The organism is Pedobacter sp. MC2016-24 (assembly GCF_015223055.1).
Classification (GTDB): Bacteria; Bacteroidota; Bacteroidia; order Sphingobacteriales; family Sphingobacteriaceae; genus Pedobacter.
This window is the reverse complement of record NZ_JADFBX010000022.1, coordinates 14,267-34,674: the sequence shown is the minus strand read 5'-3', so window position 1 is coordinate 34,674 and position 20,408 is coordinate 14,267. Positions and strand designations below refer to the sequence as shown.

14 protein-coding genes are annotated in these 20,408 nt (G+C 38.9%); 5 read left to right on the top strand and 9 right to left on the bottom strand.

Translation table 11 applies throughout. The features are described 5' to 3' along the window. Window positions 1-150: 150 nt before the first annotated feature. From IM797_RS26830 to IM797_RS26805, 6 genes are all read right to left on the bottom strand, one after another. Window positions 151-654 (bottom strand): hypothetical protein, encoded by a 504-nt coding sequence (locus IM797_RS26830; RefSeq protein WP_194130310.1) that lies wholly within the window; start codon window positions 652-654, stop codon window positions 151-153. A gap of 33 nt (window positions 655-687) precedes the next feature. Next, window positions 688-2,130, bottom strand: a complete 1,443-nt coding sequence (locus IM797_RS26825; RefSeq protein WP_194130309.1) for a SusD/RagB family nutrient-binding outer membrane lipoprotein — start codon at window positions 2,128-2,130, stop codon at window positions 688-690. 19 nt (window positions 2,131-2,149) lie between these two features. After that, window positions 2,150-5,317, bottom strand: coding sequence for a SusC/RagA family TonB-linked outer membrane protein (locus IM797_RS26820; RefSeq protein ID WP_194130308.1), 3,168 nt, complete (start codon window positions 5,315-5,317; stop codon window positions 2,150-2,152). Between the two features lie 377 nt (window positions 5,318-5,694). Further along, window positions 5,695-7,221 carry a SusD/RagB family nutrient-binding outer membrane lipoprotein gene (locus IM797_RS26815; RefSeq protein WP_194130307.1) on the bottom strand — a complete coding sequence of 509 codons (1,527 nt, stop codon included), beginning with the start codon at window positions 7,219-7,221 and terminating at the stop codon, window positions 5,695-5,697. A gap of 11 nt (window positions 7,222-7,232) precedes the next feature. Continuing rightward, on the bottom strand, window positions 7,233-10,355 hold the full coding sequence (locus IM797_RS26810; protein WP_194130306.1) for a SusC/RagA family TonB-linked outer membrane protein: 3,123 nt from the start codon (window positions 10,353-10,355) through the stop codon (window positions 7,233-7,235). A gap of 330 nt (window positions 10,356-10,685) precedes the next feature. Further along, entirely contained in the window at window positions 10,686-13,166 is a 2,481-nt protein-coding gene (locus IM797_RS26805; protein ID WP_194130305.1) for a M14 metallopeptidase family protein, read from the bottom strand. A 123-nt stretch (window positions 13,167-13,289) separates the two neighbouring features. On the opposite strand from IM797_RS26805, the gene murF reads away from it, so the two are divergent. Further along, window positions 13,290-14,591: a UDP-N-acetylmuramoyl-tripeptide--D-alanyl-D-alanine ligase gene (gene murF / locus IM797_RS26800; RefSeq protein WP_194130304.1), complete on the top strand. Its 1,302-nt coding sequence runs from the start codon at window positions 13,290-13,292 to the stop codon at window positions 14,589-14,591. A gap of 1 nt (window position 14,592) precedes the next feature. Here the strand turns inward: murF and IM797_RS26795 are convergent, their stop codons facing one another. The 3 genes from IM797_RS26795 to IM797_RS26785 are packed head-to-tail and all read right to left on the bottom strand — an operon-like array spanning window position 14,593 to window position 17,613. Continuing rightward, the gene (locus tag IM797_RS26795) at window positions 14,593-15,066 is read right to left on the bottom strand and encodes a gliding motility lipoprotein GldH (protein WP_194130303.1); all 474 of its coding nucleotides are present in this window, start codon (window positions 15,064-15,066) and stop codon (window positions 14,593-14,595) included. Beyond that, window positions 15,059-16,462, bottom strand: a complete 1,404-nt coding sequence (locus tag IM797_RS26790; RefSeq protein WP_194130302.1) for a regulatory iron-sulfur-containing complex subunit RicT — start codon at window positions 16,460-16,462, stop codon at window positions 15,059-15,061. Before IM797_RS26790 ends, IM797_RS26795 begins: the two co-directional genes overlap by 8 nt. A 2-nt stretch (window positions 16,463-16,464) precedes the next feature. Then, window positions 16,465-17,613 (bottom strand): hypothetical protein, encoded by a 1,149-nt coding sequence (locus IM797_RS26785; RefSeq protein WP_194130301.1) that lies wholly within the window; start codon window positions 17,611-17,613, stop codon window positions 16,465-16,467. Window positions 17,614-17,738: 125 nt separating this feature from the next. On the opposite strand from IM797_RS26785, the gene ruvX reads away from it, so the two are divergent. From ruvX to IM797_RS26765, 4 genes are read left to right on the top strand one after another with little or no spacing between them, the layout of a single operon-like run. Continuing rightward, on the top strand, window positions 17,739-18,155 hold the full coding sequence (gene ruvX / locus IM797_RS26780) for a Holliday junction resolvase RuvX (protein WP_194130300.1): 417 nt from the start codon (window positions 17,739-17,741) through the stop codon (window positions 18,153-18,155). A 16-nt stretch (window positions 18,156-18,171) separates the two neighbouring features. Further along, window positions 18,172-18,807 (top strand): O-methyltransferase, encoded by a 636-nt coding sequence (locus tag IM797_RS26775; protein ID WP_194130299.1) that lies wholly within the window; start codon window positions 18,172-18,174, stop codon window positions 18,805-18,807. A 2-nt stretch (window positions 18,808-18,809) separates the two neighbouring features. Beyond that, a complete protein-coding gene (locus IM797_RS26770; protein ID WP_194130298.1) occupies window positions 18,810-19,496 on the top strand; it encodes a glucosaminidase domain-containing protein in 687 nt (228 codons plus the stop codon). Continuing rightward, on the top strand, window positions 19,496-20,383 hold the full coding sequence (locus tag IM797_RS26765; RefSeq protein WP_194130297.1) for a glucosaminidase domain-containing protein: 888 nt from the start codon (window positions 19,496-19,498) through the stop codon (window positions 20,381-20,383). The genes IM797_RS26770 and IM797_RS26765 overlap by 1 nt, the downstream gene beginning before the upstream one ends. Window positions 20,384-20,408 lie beyond the last annotated feature (25 nt).

Sequence of the window (20,408 nt, the reverse complement as noted above, 5' to 3'; positions counted from 1 at the left end):
CAAATATAGAGTAGCTAATTGTACTCTCTAATTTGGAAAGCATTAACGCCATAATAATTCTATCTGTTAAAGAACAAATCAAAAGGGTAGGCTTAAGAAAGCAAAAAAAGTCGGAGGAATAATCCCCCGACTTGTTTGCGGCACACCTTTCTATGGGTTTACATACACCCTAACATAGGTAGGAATAATAATCTGTCCATCATCTAAAGTTAACATAAAAAAGAAATATCTGGTAAGAAAAGCTGCCGCTGCTCCGCCTGCTTGTGCTGCTGTCGGAATCGTGTAGCCTTTGCTGATATATTCATCTAAGGTCGTAGTGAAAGTAATTGAATTGGTTCCATTACCAGCGATTGCACCTGTTTTATACAATCCCGTTGTTGTCTGAACACTTGAATAAACCGTGTTCGCAGCAACTCGTGTAATCTCCTTAATCGTTCTACCTGAGCTGCTAGGAATAGTCAAAATAATTGTAATTGTTCTGTTTGTTAAAGATGTATTTACAATAGGAGACAGGAAATTTCCGGTAGTATTCTCTACTGTAACTGGTATCGCCGGTAGTGAAGTCTCAGTACTTACATTATCCTTTTTGCAAGAACTAAGCCCCGCTAATGCAATCATCCCTGAGAACAGAATAGTTTTTATATATAATTTCATGATTTCTGTTTAAGTATTAATTAACCAATAATTTTACTGACCCCACCAAACCTTAACATTGGTTTTCGGGCGTGGCTTCGGTTGGTTTGGATTCGAATTACCTTCATTTAAAGTGTAAGGTAATCTTTTCGGAATCGTCGTCGGATCATCCCCTTTTGCATTGGTAGATACCGATAACCGAGGATATCCTGTCCTTCTAAAATCGTTATAAGACTCAATTCCATTCCCTACCCAAGCAATATATTTCTGAGTTATGATTTGTTCTAATTTTTGCTCATCAGTTCCAGCTAATGTCACTACACTTGGATTGTCAGTGAAATACTGATTAATTTCAACAGTCGTCATTCCAACTTTAGCCATCGAGGCTTTAATTCCATCCTGAAAGAATTGATTTGCATTACCAGTAGTGCCCAATTTTAACGCAGACTCAGCCAAAATAAATTTAACTTGAAAATTGGTTAACAATCTTATCGGAGCATCACCTTTTCCTACTACGTAAGTATTGTAAATAGATCTTGTGGCAACTGCAGGCGCGGCAACAACAGCTCCGTTCTCATAACCTACAAATCTGGTCGTTAGCGGCTTTGTATAAAACTTAGACAATCTTACGGTATCATTTAACGTCTTAATTCTTGCTAAAAATCTCGAACTTAACATTTGGTTATCTTTAAAGCTCGCAAAATCCTGCTGATAAAGAGGATTTTGATTTCCCGCAGCGGTACTAAAAGGAATTGCAAAATCCTGACTGTTGTCAGTAATGAAGTTATTTCCAGTGATCACATCAGAAATCACAGATTTAGCCAGTGTAGGGTTAACAACAGAAATCTGATTTGCGAATTTTAACAGTAAAGTATTTCCAACCTTTTTCCATGAATCCAAAGCACCACCATAAACAAGATCATCTGTGGTTGGCTTAGTCGCAGACGTTTTTGACAAATCATCCAATCCGCTCTTAACTAAATCAAATAAACTAGTAATACCTAAACTAGAATTTCCCTGATAAATATCTTGCTGACTATCATAACGAGGATTTTTAAATTGCAACCCAAAACCCGCCTGAGAGTAAGGAACATCTCCCCATAAATCAGTAGCAACAGAAAACATATACGCTAGCTGTAGTTTTGCGATTCCTGAGTAAGCTGGACTGGAATCTTCCGTTTTGGAAATAATTAACCTTAAATTATTTATTGCTCCATTATAGACTTCATAATCCCATTGGTTACCAAAAGCACCATCTAAATTATAATTCTCATATAAAAGTGCATTATTTGCTATACCTGCATTATACTGTACAAATATAGCCGCGGCTCTTCCTAGTTCATTTCCATTTGCCCAACCCAAACCAATTGTTGTAGTTGGCAGCAACACTTTTGCTGGTGCGTCCGTCGGACTATTCGGGTTTTTGTTAACATCTAAAAATTTTTTGCACGAAGCCATAGACAAAAGGCAGGCTGCAAATATTATAATCTTTTTCATAACTCTTTATTATTATATATTAAAAATTCACCCTTACGCTAGCACCAAAATTTCTTGTGTTTGGAGCACTCTGTAGCTCAAGACCGCGAATATTTCCCGCTCCCTGCGTATTAACTTCCGGATCAATAGGACTGTTTGGTGCATAGTAGAATAAGTTCCTTGCATAAACAGTTAGGCGTATACTTTTAATAAAATTGGTTTTCATCATACTTCCAGTAAGATCATAACCTAAGGTCACCTCTCTAAGTCTCAATGTTGTGGCATCAAATACAGCAAACTCACCTCCTCCGATACTGCCAAAACCAGATGCCCAATACGTTTGAGCAGGAATCTGGATATTGTTCTGAGTAAATGATCCATCTGAATTTGCAATTACTCCTGGCAAGATATGAGGCAATTCACGATCTACACCGGTCTCCTTAAGCGATCCATTCGCACGTAATGATGCTACAGTCCAGGATACGATATCACCTCCCTTTTTATAATCAACTAAAGCTGAGAATGTGAAGTTTTTGTATCTAACAGTGTTGGTTATAGCAGCAGTCCAATTTCTATTTGGATTTGCAACAACCTGATTCGTATTTAATGGCGTCGCATACAATCCTGTAGCAGGGTCAACAATTAAGTCGCCGTTTGCATTGCGTTGATAAGTACTTCCCACAATTACGCCATAAGGTTGGCCAACTACAATCGAAGGAACAATACCACCGAAACGGCTACCGTTCACGTTCATACTGGTGACACCATCTATAATAGATTTTACTTTGTTTTTATTTTGTGCAAAATTGGCATTGATGTCCCACTTTACTTGCCCCTCGGTAATAACAGCTGCATTTAAGATTAACTCAACACCTTTATTTGTCATCTCACCTACGTTGGTAACGAAAGATGCATAACCAGTAGATGTAGGTATTGCCGCTGATACGATCTGATTCTTACTAACTTGATTATAAATCGTAGCATCTAAAGTAATTCTATTTTTAAAGAATCCTAAGTTTAATCCACCTTCATAAGACGTTGTAAATTCAGGCTTTAACTGGTTATTAGGAATCTCTCTTGACGCTCCAAATCCGGTAACAGAGCCGTAAGGAAAGTTGAAAAAAGTAGAGTTATTACCGTAAGTCCAAGATGAGTAGTTCTGATCCAATTTATAAACATCGGCATCTTTACCAACTTTCGCATAAGCTGCGCGAATCTTACCCATAGAAAAAATATCAGACTGAATCTTAAGCGCATCAGTAAACACAAAACTCGTTGAAACAGAAGGATAGAAGTAAGTATTATTTGCAACTGGTAAGGTTGATGATTTATCTGTTCTTCCTGTTAACTCAAGAAATAAATAGTTATTATAGCCCAAAGAGAGTTGTCCGTAAACCCCAAGTAAACGTCTTTTGGAAGAATATTCGCCTGAGCTTTTGAAATCCTGTCCATTACTCACATTATAAAAGCCTGGAATTGTCAATCCAATTGCAGTAATGGTAGGGTTTTGGAAAAGTCTCTGATTTACGTTCTGCCCCAATAAAAATGTTACATTTAAACCATCCGTTAAGATGTCATTTTTCTTGGCTGTAATAATTAAATCACCATTCAACTCACTTCTGAAGAAAGTGTCTTCAATAACTTTTCCACCAAGTGTCGGCTCCTGGGTTGAACCAATTGTAACAATTCGCTTACGTCTGTCAGTATAGGTATCTAAACCCAAACGATAACTCACATTTAACCAACCTGTTACATCATATGCAAGGTTGATGTTTCCAAGAAAACGAGATAAGTTACTCGTAATTGGATTCTCATTTGCTGCAAAATATGGATTATCTGAACTAGGAGCAAACCAGTTGTTAGACCCATCGGCATTTTTATAATTGTTTTTATAGTAGTCTAGATCAATACTTCTGGGCATCGTGAATAGCCGATACATCGAGCTATTTGTTCCATTCCCTTGGGTAGTTCCGCCGTCTTGAAGTGAATTGATATAGTTTATTGAGCCACCAACTTTAAGTTTTTCAGTGACGGCACTATTTGCAGAAAATAAAACTGTTGTTTTCTTATAGTCTGAAGTTGGTAATATTCCTTTTTGATCAGAATTGCCAATCGACAAGTTGATGTTATTCTTAGCGTCGCCACTACTGATTGACAAATTGTTCTCAAAAGTATGCCCTTGTTCGAAATAATCGGTAATGTTATTTGGAAAAGCTTGATAAGGTATCACATCGTTCTGTTTATAAGTTACCCCATTTACATACGGAGTTGTTCCAGCAGCTACAATTAATCCGTTAGCAAGTGTTGGTATGCTTCCAAATTTTGGTCCCCAAGAGTTGGTAGAAATCGAATTGAAAACACCATTTGCTCCCTGCCCATAGTCATTTTGCAACTCAGGAAAACCATAGATATTCTGAACCCCATAAGCAGAGTTTAAAGAAATATTTACAATCCCCTTGCCGCCACTACCTTTTTTTGTAGTAATGATAATTGCACCATTTGCTGCCCTTGAACCATATAACGCTGCCGCAGCAGGCCCCAATAATGTATTTACAGATTCGATATTATTGGTATTCAAGTCCAAAACCCTATTAGAAGGCTGATTGCCATATAATGTTCCCAATGTTTGATCTAAGTCATTACTGATCGGCACACCATCTACAACAAACAATGGAGAATTATTTCCCAAATAAGATGTAACACCACGTAAAATGATGTTTGTTGATGCACCAGCACTACCGCTAGCTCCGGTAATATCTGCGCCAGCAATTTTACCCTGTAAAGCATTCAGGATGTTTCCGTCTCCACGATCAACCAGTTGATCGCCTTTTACAGTTTGAACGTTATACCCTAAATCTTTTCTTGTTTTGGTGATACCCAATGCAGTAACTACGACTTCACTTAGTTGCTTCGAATCGGTTTCTAGAATAACGTTAACAACCCTGTCTTGCCCGATAGCTCTTTCTTGGGATAAGTAGCCTAAATAAGAGAATACTAACTTTACGTCGCCGGCTGGTACGTTTAATAAGTACTTACCATCAGCCATTGTACTCGTTCCAGAAGAGGAACCTTTAATTTTAACACTTACACCAGGCAACGGTAATCCGTCATCTTTTCCCGTAACTGTTCCTGTAATCGTCCGGTTTTGGGCCATCGCAGAACTTGCGCATAGCATCAAAATGAACAAACTTTGTAGAAGTTTTTTCATAAATCAATAAAATTTGGATTAGTTAATAATTGATTAAATATAGCGTTTTTAGTATGCAAGCATATTTATTTGAATTAAACATTAGCAAAATGACAAAAAAAAGACAATTAAAAACTTGCCAAAGAAGGCTAAATAAGCACTCAATTAAAAATAATATTTTGAGATATTGACAAAAATCAAAATATAAAATCTAAACATCATAAAGGTCTTTTTCATCACAAACTATTTACAAAACAAACACAATAAACACGATATAAGTATGACTGTGTACGCACAACCTATATAGATTAGTAAATTAGCAATCTAAATGCTGATAATAGTTCATAAAAAAACCGGGAACATTGTCCCGGTCTTTATAAAATTTTATTATGTTCTAATTACTTGTCCCACCATAAAGGTATTTGCATTGCTGCACTTGGGCTCAAAGGAATATCAGTAGGTATATTTGCCGCATTATATGAACGCTCTGAAGAAGGATAAGGCAACCTTAAGGGTATAATATTTATTACAGGTTGAACTTTAATAGCAACACTTGGATAAACTTCGTTATTAATAGGCAACGCTGGATAACCTGTTCTTCTAAAATCATTATATGCTTCAAATTGCAAATAGTTAGCAATATACTTTTGCGTCATGATTTTACGATACGCTTCTGCAGAAGTAGTTGTCAAATTAACGATATGTTCTGGTAGAGCAAGATATGCCTTTGTTTCTGCAGTACTACTTGCAGCATCAACTTTTATTCCATACAAAGTCATGGAAGCAGCAAGCCCATCATTATAAGCATTAACTACAGCAGTATTAACTGTTTTGTTAGCTTTAAGAAACTCCGCTTCGGCTCTCATAAATAGTGCCTCCGAATAATGAACCAAATACAATCTGGAATCTCTTGCTGCATAAAAAGCACCGATAGCTGAATAGTTTGTTAAATTTGTTGGAGGAGCATCATTGGTCACACCAATATATTGACCAGCATTTGCACCTGCAGCAACTGGATCAACTTGAAAAGCAAGGCGTGGGTCACTTGAACCAACAATTGTACTTGAACCTTTTAAAAGGTTAACGTAATATTGAGATGGCCTTGGTGACGTGCTCCATTTACCATCAACAGCATATTGGTACCAAGGATTCTCTCCACCTGTTTGAGCAAGATATTTGAAAAAAGGAGCTTCATCAGCAGTTATAGAACCAGCATTCAATGCAGTCAGCGCCAATCCAGCTTGAGTAGCAGCAGAATAACCCGGCGCATTAGACAACCTAAGGTAAAATCTAGCTTTTAATGTATTGGCTAAATGTATCCAACTGCTCATCTTTCCACCGTATATGAAGTCATCACTACCAGGCTTGGCTCCCGTACCTTTACCAGCATCAACAATAGCCTGATCCAAAAGAACTTGAATTTGTTTATAGATATCTTCCTGTGAATCATATTTTGGCTTAGTTATTCCCAATTGAGCTTTAAAAGCATCAGAATATGGAATAGATCCATAACAATCAGTAAGATAAGAAAGATTCCATGCTAAAATAATTTTAGCTATAGCACTATAAGAAGGGTTGCCATTTTTATCTGCCTTATCTACCAATTCAACACTAGTCCCCATGATAGAGGTATAGGAAGAATATCTCCAAAAATTATCAACATCATTTGCTGTCAAGTAATAATTGCCTTCATGCGGCCCAGCTGTAGCATAAGCTAAATGTTTGGTCCAAAAACTAGCAAACCTTGTCGGTGAGCCACCGGCTACTTCGTACGAAAATGTACTTAGAATCGCCGGTAACATCAACTGCTCGGTTACCTGTGAAGGATTATTCGGATCCTGGTTTATATCTAGATACTTCTTGCAACTATATAAAGTTGTCAGAACAAGAAGTACTAAAGAGAATATACTATATTTTATTTTCATGATCAATTTCTTTAAAATTTAACGTTAAGACCAAAAGTAACCCCTTTAGTTCCTGGTGTAACTGCATGGTAAAAGCCTTGAGCATTTCCATTTCCTAATAGACTTCCTTCAGGATCACCATAGCTAAAATCAGATTTGATCCAAAGGTTACGTCCGGTAACTGAAAAACCGATAGATTCAAACGGCGTTTTAGCGATAAGTTTTTGAGGTAAATTATAGCTAAGTGTCACCTCTCGAAGTTTCAAAAAGCCGCCTTTTTCAACTAAATTCTCGTCTGCCAATGTATAAATGCTCTGGAAATACTCTTGATCCTGTAAGATCTTTGTCGTATTTGGTGCACCATCAGATTCTCTGATACCTTGCCAAAGTTTCATGGTATTTCTTTGCTCGGTTACTTTAGCTGTCCCGTAGAATGTTGAATAGTAAAGGTCAAAATTCAAGATATCACCACCGTGTCTAACATCAAACAATGTCGACAAAGAGAATCCTTTATAGCTAAATGTATTTCTGAAACCACCGGTCCATTTTGGTGTTACATTACCAATAGGCCCAAGATCATCTGCAACGATTGGGTAACCATCGTCATCAATTAACAACTGACCTCCAGAATTTCTCGCATATCTTGTACCCCAAATAACACCATAACCATAGTCTTTATCAGCCCTGATTTGAGGACTTTCAAAACCTGCAAGAAATATATTGTCTACACCTTCAGCAATGGATTCAAGTTTATATCTATTCTGCGCGAAGTTAAGTTGAATATCCCAGCTAAAATCTTCAGTGCGGAATGGCGAAGCATTCACGGTCAATTCAAAACCCTTGTTTCTGATTTTACCAGCATTAATTACACGATCTACATATCCACTTGCTCCCGAAACCTCTTGTGGTAAAATTTGATTTTTACTTACTTTATCATAATAAGCAGCATCTATTCCTAACCTGTTTCTAAAGAACTTCAACTCCAGGCCAATTTCCTTTTCAGTTACTTTTTCTGGTTTCAGGCCCTCATTAAATAATCGTGCATTTTTTTCAAAAGCATTTACCCCATTAAATGGAAAAACAATATTTCCGCGCTGCCCATCGTTAGGATTCGCACGCAGATAAGTCTGATAAATAGAATAAGGATCTGCATCATTACCCGATTGAGCTAGAGACAGTCTTAATTTTCCATAAGAAAAATATGGATTTTCTTTTAGCCCAATTACATCTGTAAATACAAAGCCTGCTGAAACAGAAGGGTAAAAGAAGGAGTTATTATCAACCGGCAATGTTGAAGACCAATCATTTCTCGCTGTTGCATTCAAATACAGGAAACTCTTGTATTCGAAGGTTGCCGAACCATATACACCAATAATTCGCCTTTTTTCATCTTGTTGTAATGCTTCTGTCGTAGATGCACCATTAATATCATAATATCCAGGAATAATGTCTGAACCCCGAACAGTTCTTCTGGCATATTTTCTTTGATTGATGTTATTACCAATCAATCCAGAAATATTCATATCATCATTAATTTTATAATTTGCAGACAGGATCAAGTCATTGTTTATTTGAGTCTGCTTAATTAAGGCGTCGTACATTCTACCTCTTGGAACACTGATCGTACCAAAATTAACATGCTCAGCTTGTTGATCGGTATAAGTATCTAGACCAACTCTGTTTGTCAATTTTAACCAGGATAAAATGTCCAACGTAGATTCATTTGAAACGATAAACCTGTCAACCGTACTAGGCATTGCAATATTGTTGATCAACCAATAAGGGTTATTAAATCCATTCTCATTTGTCCAGGATCTATTTCCAAATTGCTCATACTGCCCTTTAGCGTCAAAGCTGATTGGCGCAAAGTTCAAGGAATATAAATAAGAGCGTTTAGAGTTTCCTTCCGGCATTCGCTGATTCTGAGAATTAGTATAACTAACAGATGTACTTGACTTAAAATCTTTACCCAATTGAGAAGTGAAATTTCCGCTTACGCTATTCCTTTTGAAAGTATTATTATCAACGATGCCTTGTTGATCTAAATTTGAGTAGGTTAAAATATAGGTAGAAATATCTCCACCACCACTAATAGACACCGAATTGTTCCAAACCTTTCCTGTTCTATAAAAATCTTTTCTTGGATCTCTGATAACCGGCATTCCTACAGCATTTATCACAGCCTGACTCACACTATCTTTGTGAGGGCCCCAACTCTGAGAAATTTGAGTAGCACCGCCATCTTCTGCATACCCTCCTAATCCAGGAGGCAATCCATTCTTATATAGCCCATTGGTTCCAAGTAGATAAGAATTTTGGTAACCTTTTGTATAAGCATTATCTAATGCTAAACTAGAAGAAAATGACACGCGTGGATACTTGCGGTTTGCGTCTTTCTTACCACGTTTAGTTGTGATCATGATAACTCCCATTGCACCTCTAGAACCGTATAAAGCTGATGCTGCTGCACCTTTCAGTACTGTCATCGTCTCAATTGTGTTTGGATCAAGATCAATCCCCCTGTTACCACCATTACCACTAAACAAAGTACTTTCGTCATTTTCAGTAATCCCCCTATTTGTAGAGTTGTCCATAGGAATACCATCAATAATGAATAGCGGTTGATTGTCACCAATTAATGAAGTTGTTCCACGAATAGTTATTCTGGAAGAAGAACCAGCCTGACCACCAGAGTTATTAATCTGGACACCAGCAACTTTTCCCGCCAGAGCATTCACAACATTTGATTCTCTTGAATTTAAGATATCCTCAGCTTTCACCGCTTGAGCAGAATATCCCAATGTTCTTTTGTCCTTGGAAACACCCAAAGCAGTCACTACAACTTCGCCCAATTGCTGAGCATCTGTAGCTAAAACAACATTAATTACATTAGAAGAACCAATGGTCACAGTTTGTTTTACATAACCGATAGATGATACTTCGAGAGATGCGGCGCTAGCGTCCGCTTTAAGTGCAAATTTGCCGCTTCCATCCGTAGATGTTCCATTTTGTGTCCCAACAATCTTTACAGAAACTCCCGGAATCGGCAAGCCGTCGTCCTTTCCTGTAACCGTACCGGTAATTGTACGTTCTTGTGCAATCGCAGATCCTGCGATAAACATCAAAATGAGCAAACTTTGTAAAAGTTTTTTCATAGAAAAATAAAATTTAGGTTAGTTAATAATGATCAAATATAAGTTAAAATGATATGCGTGCATAGCGTAGTCCTATATGGAATTTTACAAATGACAAAAAAATGACATAACAAAAAAGCACAATATGTTGACATTTTATAAAAAACAAAATAATATTCTAAATAAAATGATTCGATTAAATTATTATTCCAAATTAAACAAGCCTATCAGCTTGATTTAGAATATTTAACGTTTATTAACACTTTTTATGAAAAAATTTAACTATATAAAAAATCTACATCAAACGATCTCCACTAAAACTATAGAAATTAGATAGATAGCTGCTTCAGATTATTTTAATAAGAAAACAGTATTCGCAAATAATTGTTTTCCATTTTCCCAAAAAGATCTAAATAAAATATTGCCGCCAAAATAAGCCACATTTCCCTTTCCTAATGGCTGAATGCCAAAAAGCATTCCTCTGCTAATTTTAGCCGCAACACCCTGTCCAACAACGCCTGCGACGTAACTATCGGGCTTTAACAAGCCAATATTCCATCCTTTTGACAAAGGCTCGTATAGTCTGCTATCGGTTTTTAGGGTATAATAAAAATCGCCAAGCCCGGCAGAGACCGGATGGGTATGGTCCAGGTGGACTTTGAAAATGGCTCCGGAAATAGATTCCGAAAGGTTATTCTTTTTACGACTTCCAAAGGTGGTAGCCCCACCAAGCTTTAAATCATCGACAAAATATTCTTTCTTTTGAATTTCGAACGGCTTCTTTCCCATCACACTTGAGATTGCATCTTCAAAAAGAATCAGTTTTCCTCCAAGCTTAATCCAATCTTCTAATTTGCCATTGATATCCTCAGGATAAAATCCATCTGGCAAAATGAGCGTATTTATTCTATTGATGTCTAAATTGCCTATGTCCTGACTCCCAATCATACTCAAAGGATAATTTAAATCCTGCTCAAAGAAATGCCAAATTTCGCCTAAGCTTTGTGAAGAGATCTCCGTACCAGAAACCACTGCAATTTTTGGCGTAATCAAAGTAGAATAAACAGCCGACCCTAAATCTTTTCCTTTATCCACTAAACCACTGGAAGCTTGATAAAAACGCTGATTAAATTGCTTCTCTATAGCCTGTATTTTTGCAGAAAGTCCTTTCAAGACCTTTTCATTCTCTGCCCGGTAAATCAGCAAAGAGCCGGGTAAAAAAGATTTGTTCTGAATCGTAAACGATTCTTCCCCCATCCTAACCTTTATTCCTGCGTTTTGTAAAGCAATCAGCATCTGTACGTCGGTAAGTGAATTCCACGGCAATATCCAGGCATAAGGTGCCGTTAAGTCCAGAGGAACAGACTCTACTGGTGCGGGAAACCCTCCTTTTACGACTTCTTTAACCGCGTACGCCTTTAAGCCGTAGGCATAAGGAAGCGCCCAGGCTGTAATATCATAGGTATTAGAATCTTTAACAGCTGTTTGAGGCTCAAACAAGACATTCACAAGCACAGCCCTGGATTGCTGCCCGGGCACAATCAAATCGTTACGATCAAGTTTGAAACTTTCCGTTTTCCCCGTTTCATAGTTGTATCCGGTTAGTGTTTTACTTCCCCCGTATGCAAATTCTATATGGTTTTTCCTCAAAAGATCCCTGAGCCGCTTCAACTTACCCAAATTATCTCCTTTAACAACATATGTATTAAAGCCGGAAGTATTTTCTGCAAACCCATGTTCAAAATACAACTTAAACTCGCTCAGCAACTTATCTGCCGACTTGGAAACTGTAGTGAGTGTATTAATTCCTGCAGCAAAATGATGGTCTATCCGATCTTTCAACGTCAAGGTATCGCCATCAAGGGTAACAATAGATAAGCCAGCAGCAATTCCACCCTGTTCATAAGTCATCCCAATCGCTCCGTTATATAATGGATAAGTATCCCCATAAGAAGGGTATAATAAGTCAAACTGTTCCTTAGTAAAGTATTTCCAACCTTTCTGATCAAACAATTTGGCATTACTTTTTCCCGCTATGAGCTGAAATTCGCGCTGCCAGACGGTGATATCCTGATGGATCGGTTCAGCAGCAGGGGCAAAATAATAAGGCTCATTGTAGTTTTGTTCATGAAAATCGAGATGAACTTCTGGTAACCACTCTTGATACAAAGTTAGCCTTTGTTGTGTTTCAATTTGCGTTTGCCAAGCCCAATCCCGGTTTAAGTCAAAATAATAATGATTCGTTCGACCACCCGGCCAGGGCTCTATGTGCTCCCTGCTCATCGGGTTCGGATCGGGCCTATACCCCATAACGCTTTTGAAATAATTTACATAACGTTCCCGTCCATCTGGATTTAAACACGGGTCAATAATTACAACGGTATTTTTGAGTGCCCACTGTGCATCAGCAGCCCTGCCTTCGGCAAGTACATAGGCCATTTTTAACGCAGTCTCTGTGGGGCTGGCCTCATTTCCATGGACATTATAACTTAACCAAAGTACAACCGGCTGTTTTACCGGCTTTAAAAGTGCTTTCTGCCCACTAGCCAGCTCAAGATTGTTCTTTTTAATGGTTTCCAGATTGTCTATGTTCTCTTTTGAAGATACGACCGCAACTAAAAGCTCCCGGCCTTCATAAGATTTACCATAACTGATGATTTTTAAATTTTTGCTAACTCTTCCCAGGTACTTAAAATAATCGACGACCTGCTGATGTGATGTAAATTTACTCCCTAATGGGTAACCTAAAAACTCATCGGGAGATTTAGTTTGAGCCTTCACCGCATTCCAGCCCAGTGTCAGAAAAAGAAAAGGAAGCAAAAAGGATCTCATAGTTAACAATTAAGACACCAAAGTACTAAAGAATATTTTTTGTTTCTCCTTCATCCCTATATATTTGTTCTTTATTGACCTTGGGCCATCATACAGGTAGTCTTTCATTCAATTTTTCAGCAAATGACAAACACGGAATCCCTCTATCAGCACTATTTAAATCACAGAACCATATGTACCGATACGAGGAATATCAGCCAGGGCTGCCTGTTTTTTGCCTTAAAAGGTGAGCATTTTGACGCCAATACCTTTGCTGCGCAAGCTTTAACAGCAGGGGCTGCTTTTGCCATTATAGACAACCCGGCTTACCAGATCAGCGAACAATGTATTCTGGTTCCCGATGTGTTAACAGCTTTACAAGAGCTCGCAAGATACCATCGCAAACAATTGAACATCCCGGTTATTGGACTTACCGGCAGCAACGGAAAAACCACAACCAAGGAACTTATAAGAGCTGTACTGGCTCAGCGCTATCGGACATTTGCAACAAAAGGAAACCTAAATAACCACATTGGCGTACCGCTTTCCGTACTCGCCCTCAGTGAGGATATCGAAATCGCAGTGATAGAAATGGGTGCAAATCACCAAAAAGAGATAGAACTGCTTTGTACCATAGCCCAACCCACCCATGGCTTGATTACCAATATAGGTATGGCACACCTGGACGGGTTTGGCGGTTTTGAAGGTGTAAAAAAAGGAAAAGCAGAATTATATGCCTATTTAAAACAGCACAAAGGCACTACTTTCATCAATAGGGACAATTCTTATTTAATGGAGATGAGTACGCGCGCAGATTTAAACCAGGTGGTATATTATAGCACCTCATCCACAGATTTTATTAGCGGAAAACTGCTCAAAACAGACCCATTCCTTGAACTCAGTTGGAGTAATGGGCTAGCCAGCTTTGAAATCAATATGCAATTGACTGGCTCCTACAATTTTGAGAATATCCTGGCAGCCATTTGCATCGGTCAATATTTTAAAGTAACGCCACAGCAAATTAACACCGGTCTGGCTGGCTATGCGCCTACGAATAACCGATCTCAAATCAATAAAACCGAAAAAAACACGGTAATCTGCGATTTTTACAATGCCAATCCGAGCAGTATGTCGGCAGCATTGGACAACCTAAAATCCTTAAATGCGCCAAATAAAGCCGTAATTATTGGAGACATGTTTGAATTGGGTAATGAAGCTGCACAGCAACATCAGTTGATTGCCGGGCAAGCAAGCGCGTTGAACGTTCAGACACTCATCTTTATCGGGAAATATTTTTACGCCCTTAAAGATCAGTATTCCGCACATTTTTTTAGCAACCCTACAGAAGCACAAGCCTTCCTTCAGGAAAGGCCCATTACAAATGCATTGGTTCTGTTAAAAGGTTCCAGAGGGATGGCCCTGGAACAACTCATGCCCTTACTCTAGTCTATTTGATTGAAGTTGCTACGGTAATGCCCGCATCACTCACTTCTTTAAGTGGATTATCGCGCATGTTCTGCTCAATTTCCAACTCGTACCTGCCGGGAGCAGGGAACTTATAATTGGTCAGCAATGGTAGGGTGTAGGTGTATAGATTGCCTGATCCTGAACCGTTCCATTTGCCATCTGCCTGCGCCAGTTTGTACTCATAACGTCTGGACTGCTTCTTAGCGCCCTGCTTGACATGAAAAAGTACAAAAACATTGGAATATCGATAATCTGAAGTATGTCTGAGCTTGAAATAGATGTCATAAGGCTGACTGCTGTCTTTAACATCCACCTGGGCAATCACCTTGTTGGCATAACTCCAGTTCCGTGCCGGCATGGTTTGGGTAGTATCGGCAACATTTCGGGTATCACACCCGCTAAAGAAAAATACCATTCCTATCAATAGGAATGGTAAAACTTTATAATTATTCATTTTTAGGCTTATCAGCAGGTTTCTTTCTTCTATTATTCCTATTCCGGTTATTACGTCCGGATCCTGGTTGCCCTGGTGTATTGGCAGGCTTTTCTGCTCCGCCTCCCTGAGCCGCCTGAACAGGAGCAGCTGTATTTTCTCTTTTGTTGACAACAGCTTCCTTTTTCTGGGCTACAGGTTTGTTTTTAGCCTGTTGCTGAACTGGGCGAGGGCCCTTCTCCTGCTTATCGCCAGAATTTTTATTCCTATTCTGGTTGTTATTACGGTTATTGTTCTTATTCCCTTTATTTCTAGGCTTATCATCCAAACGGGTCAAACTATCCTGACCAACCACATTTTCATAATCAGGGATCTTCTCAACCACCGCGGTACTCACCAGTTCAATTGCTTCTTCTTTCAGATTAACCGGCTTCTGACCTTTTTTATTCATGGCCATGATTTCTTTTACGCGATCAACCTTCAATGGAATCCAGTCTTCCGTATTCGGATAACTAAACCACATGATTTTCTTAAAAATATCTGTTTTCTGATGTCTTGCTACACCGATTTCAGTCTGCAGACTATCAATACGGTCCGGAATATCTTTCAATGCATCCAGATAAGTATCCAGTTCATAATTCAGGCAGCATTTTAGTTTACCACATTGCCCGGCTAGCTTTAAAGTATTTAATGACAGGTTCTGATAACGCGCTGCAGCAGTAGATACCGTTTTAAAGTTCGTCAACCAGGTTGAACAGCACAGTTCTCTTCCACAAGAGCCGATACCACCCAATCTGCCAGCTTCCTGACGCATACCAATCTGACGCATTTCTATCCTGATGCGGAAAGTCTCGGCCATCTTCTTGATCAGTTCCCGGAAATCTACCCGTCCTTCAGCAGTATAAAAAAAAGTCGCTTTAGTTTTATCTCCCTGGTAATCCACATCACTAATCTTCATAGACAAGCGCAAGTCTAAAGCCAATGTACGTGCTTTATGCATCGTTTCCCACTCCATACCTTTGGCCACTTTCCACTTCTCTACATCAGCCTCCGTAGCCTTTCTGTAAACCTTCCTGGTAACCTGATCTATCGCTGCTTTACGGCGTTTCATCTGTATTCTAACCAGTTCGCCGGTAAGCGATACGTGACCAATGTCATAACCACCCGTAGGGCCTTCAACAGCCACAAGCTCTCCTATTTCAAGATAAATATTATCAGTATTCACAAAGAATTCTTTCCTTGCTCCTTTAAATTTGACTTCTATTACCTGAAAAGGCTTATAATTTGAGGGCATGTCCAAATTAGACAGCCAATCGTAAACTTCCATTTTTCCGCAGCCACCAGTAAGGCAAGAGCCATTACTTTTGCAGCCCGAGGGGGCGCAACCGCCTCCTGTAGAACAACTTCCACATCCCATAACTAATTGTATATATATTGAGTCCCTTTCGGGAACGTTTTAAACTTAATTATTTTAACCAGTTGTAAAGATACATCTAAAAACAGAATTTTAGGGTTTGCATTTCTTTCGATATGGTAATGAGCCTTTTCCAGTTCTGCAATAATCGCATCTGCCATGTTCAAGTCCAACACATGGGTTGACAACTTTTTCGCAGTTTCCAATGCCCTGGCCGGTAACTTTACCAATTCATCGGCACCACTTAACAACAAACTACATTCACGCAAAAAGCTGATTCCATACTTTAAAAAATTCTTCTGATTTTCCCTGCCCCAGCTTGCGGCCTGCTCTACAAAACCAGTCAAGTCCAAAACTTTGTTGCCATAACCCATCCGCAACCATTCGGCAAATTTATCTGCATTTTCATTATGCGTACTGGATACCAGAGCTTTGGCATCAATCAAATTGCCATCAGCTAAAAAGCTATATTCGGTAGCCAATTGTTCTGACAGCAGCTGTTTATCCATTAAATAACTTTCCACTGTTGCATGGGAAAGCTTAGGAATCTTGACGATTTGCGTACGTGACAAAAGTGTCGACAAGATTTGCTCCTGATTATTCGCAACTAATATAAAAAGGGTATTTTGCGGTGGTTCTTCAATGATTTTAAGCAAGGAATTGCCTTCTTTATCCAGATATTCAGGCAACCACATAATGAGCACTTTCGTTCCTGCTTCGAAAGCTTTGTAACTTAGCTTTTTTATAATATCATGACATTCCGCAATATTAATATTGGCTTGTTTATTTTCCGCACTGAGTTTGGAACGCCAGATATCCATGTCAAAATAGGAATCTGCAAGCAGCATACTGCGCCATTCTTCTAAAACATCAACCGCGGTCCTGACATCTTTCGAAGCAAAAAACGGGTAAGAAAAATGAAGATCCGGGTGAATATACCGTTCATACTTTCGACAAGAAGAACAGACCCCGCAGCTATCTGTAGGGCTTTTATCCAGACAATTGATGTACTGTGCGTAGGCAATCGCCAAAGGCAGTGCACCACTACCATCACAGGAAAGAAATAGCTGCGCATGGCTAATTCTATTCTCCGCAACAGTTTGCAATAACTGTGCTTTTATACTTTCTTGTCCGATGATATCCTTAAACTGCATTTGGTGCAAAATAGCAAAATTTTAAGAAAAGCAATGACCAATACCCCAACAGTTTCAGCCAGATTAGTTCTGATATGTTTACCTTTGGAGACATTTTTCATTTAATTTATATTTAATCAACCCTTATGGCACGTATACTCGCTTTTGACTATGGCACCAAACGTATCGGCATTGCTGTAACTGATCCGCTTCAAATTATTGCAACCGGATTAGACACCATACATCCTAAGGATATTATAGATTACCTAAAAAAATACATGTTAAAAGAGGATATAGAAGCCTTTGTACTCGGTGATCCTAAACAAATGGACGGTTCGCCATCTGATTCTGCGCAGCATGTTAAGGGCTTCTCAAGGACTTTAAAAAAAACATTCCCTGATATCCCACAACATTGGATTGACGAGCGCTTCACTTCCAAACTGGCACATCAGGCCATCATGCAAAGCGGTTTAAAAAAACAGGATCGCCAGAACAAAGAAAGGGTTGACACCATATCGGCAACCATCATTTTACAATATTTTATGGAACAATACCGTTCATAAAGAAAGTCCGGAATTTATGAGTTTGATACAAGAAGACATGCAGCAGCTGCTGCTCAATTATTGCGAGCCGGAAAATGAGCTACTCAAAAAGATAGACCGGGAAACCAATTTAAAAGTTCTGATGCCAAGAATGCTCTCCGGCCATTATCAGGGCCGTGTATTGAGTATGTTAAGTAAAATGATCAGTCCCAACCGCATTCTGGAAATAGGGACATTCACAGGCTACGCAACACTTTGCCTTGCTGAAGGTCTCACTGCCGATGGAATTATTTACACCCTCGACATCAATGAAGAACTGGAAGAAATGGTTCGTGGTCACTTCGAAGCTTCAGCGTTTAACAAACAGATTAAATACATTTTAGGTGATGCTACGAAAACGGTAAATGAACTGGACGAGACTTTTGACCTGATTTTTATTGATGCTGACAAGAAAAACAATGGTACCTATTATGATCTGGTATTTGACCGCTTAAGACCGGGGGGATTAATTATTGTAGACAATGTCCTGTGGAGTGGCAAGGTTTTAAATAGCCAGCAAGACAAAGACACCAGGAACATCAGCACATTTAATGATAAAATAGCAGCCGATGATCGGGTAGAAAAACTCATCCTCCCGGTTAGGGACGGTCTGTTTATCATCAGAAAAAAATAGTTATGATTAAAAAAACATGTTGGGTTTGGCTAAGTATCACATTAATTGCTTGTACAGCAAAAGCCCAAACCACTCAGCAGTACATAGATGATCATATTGAATATGCGCAAAGCCTGATGCGATTGTATAAAATTCCCGCCAGTCTGATTATGGCCATCGCCATCCATGAATCGGCTTCCGGCAATAGCAAAATAGCAAGGTATATGAACAATCACTTTGGCATCAAAGGGCCAAACAGCAATACGGAGATTCGCTCTTCTTATCGCGATTATGAAACTATAGAAGCTTCTTACGATCATTTCATTGAGTTTTTGCAAGGCAGATCGTACTATCAACCCCTATTCGACCGTTTGGATCAATATGACTATAGGGCATGGGCCAGAGGTATTCAACGCGGGGGGTATGCACATAGCCGTTCATGGGCAGCTCAGGTTATTGGTCTGATCAAAAAACACGAGCTTTTTCAGTACGATGAAAGACCGGACGACTACATCGAACCCCCGCTCCCAACGCTTCGCTTAAGTCGGAAATTAGCCGGAAATACCAGATCAAAAAAGATATATACGGTAAAAAGTGGCGACAATTTAGGCCGTATTGCTAAATTGCATCAAACAACTACCAAAAGTTTAATGCGTAAAAACGGAATGAAGTCTGCCGCCCTTAAACCCGGACAAAAAATAAAAATATAATGAATAGAGTACTATTGACACTGGCCTTAGCCCTTTTGTTGTTCAGTTCTTGTAAAACAAGAAAATACTCACGTAACAATAAGCAAATCGAAAAGGCAGCCAATAAGGCCAATCCAGATATCAAAAGTTATACAACCCTGAACTATATTGAGGCCTTTAAAGGTGTTGCCATTGAAGAGATGAATACTTACGGCATTCCGGCCAGCATTACCCTGGCCCAGGGCATCATTGAGTCCGGAAGTGGAAATAGCAGCCTCGCCAAATATGCAAACAATCATTTTGGCATCAAGTGTACTTCCGAATGGAAAGGCAAGGGCTATTTTAAAGATGATGACAAAGCCAATGATTGCTTTAGGGTATATAAAGATGCGCGTGAATCTTACAAAGACCATTCTACCTTCCTAAAACGAAAACGGTATAGCTTTTTATTTGAGCTTGATAAAAACGATTATAAAAACTGGGCATTGGGTTTAAAACAGGCAGGCTATGCCACAAATCCTAAATATCCTGATATGCTGATCAACATCATTGACAAATACCAATTGTATCAATACGATCAGTCTGAATCAGAAAAAGAAAAGTTAAAACGTGAGGACAAAGTATTTACAGAGATCAATGCGAATATCCCAAACGAAAAAAAGGAATTTACACCTGTAGCGATTCCACCTTCAAAGCAAATTATCATCACAAACAACATTGATACCACAAAGGCTCCTCCTGTGATAACCTTACCTTCAACAAAGGATACGACTTACATTGTAAAAAAAGGAGATACCTTATACAACATCTCCAAACGATTCAATTTAACAGTAGAACAATTGAAAGAACTAAACAACTTAAGTGATGAAGGGATCAAAATCGGCCAAAAATTGCTGTTAGTTAAATAATGTTAATGTTTATTAAGGCCGTATA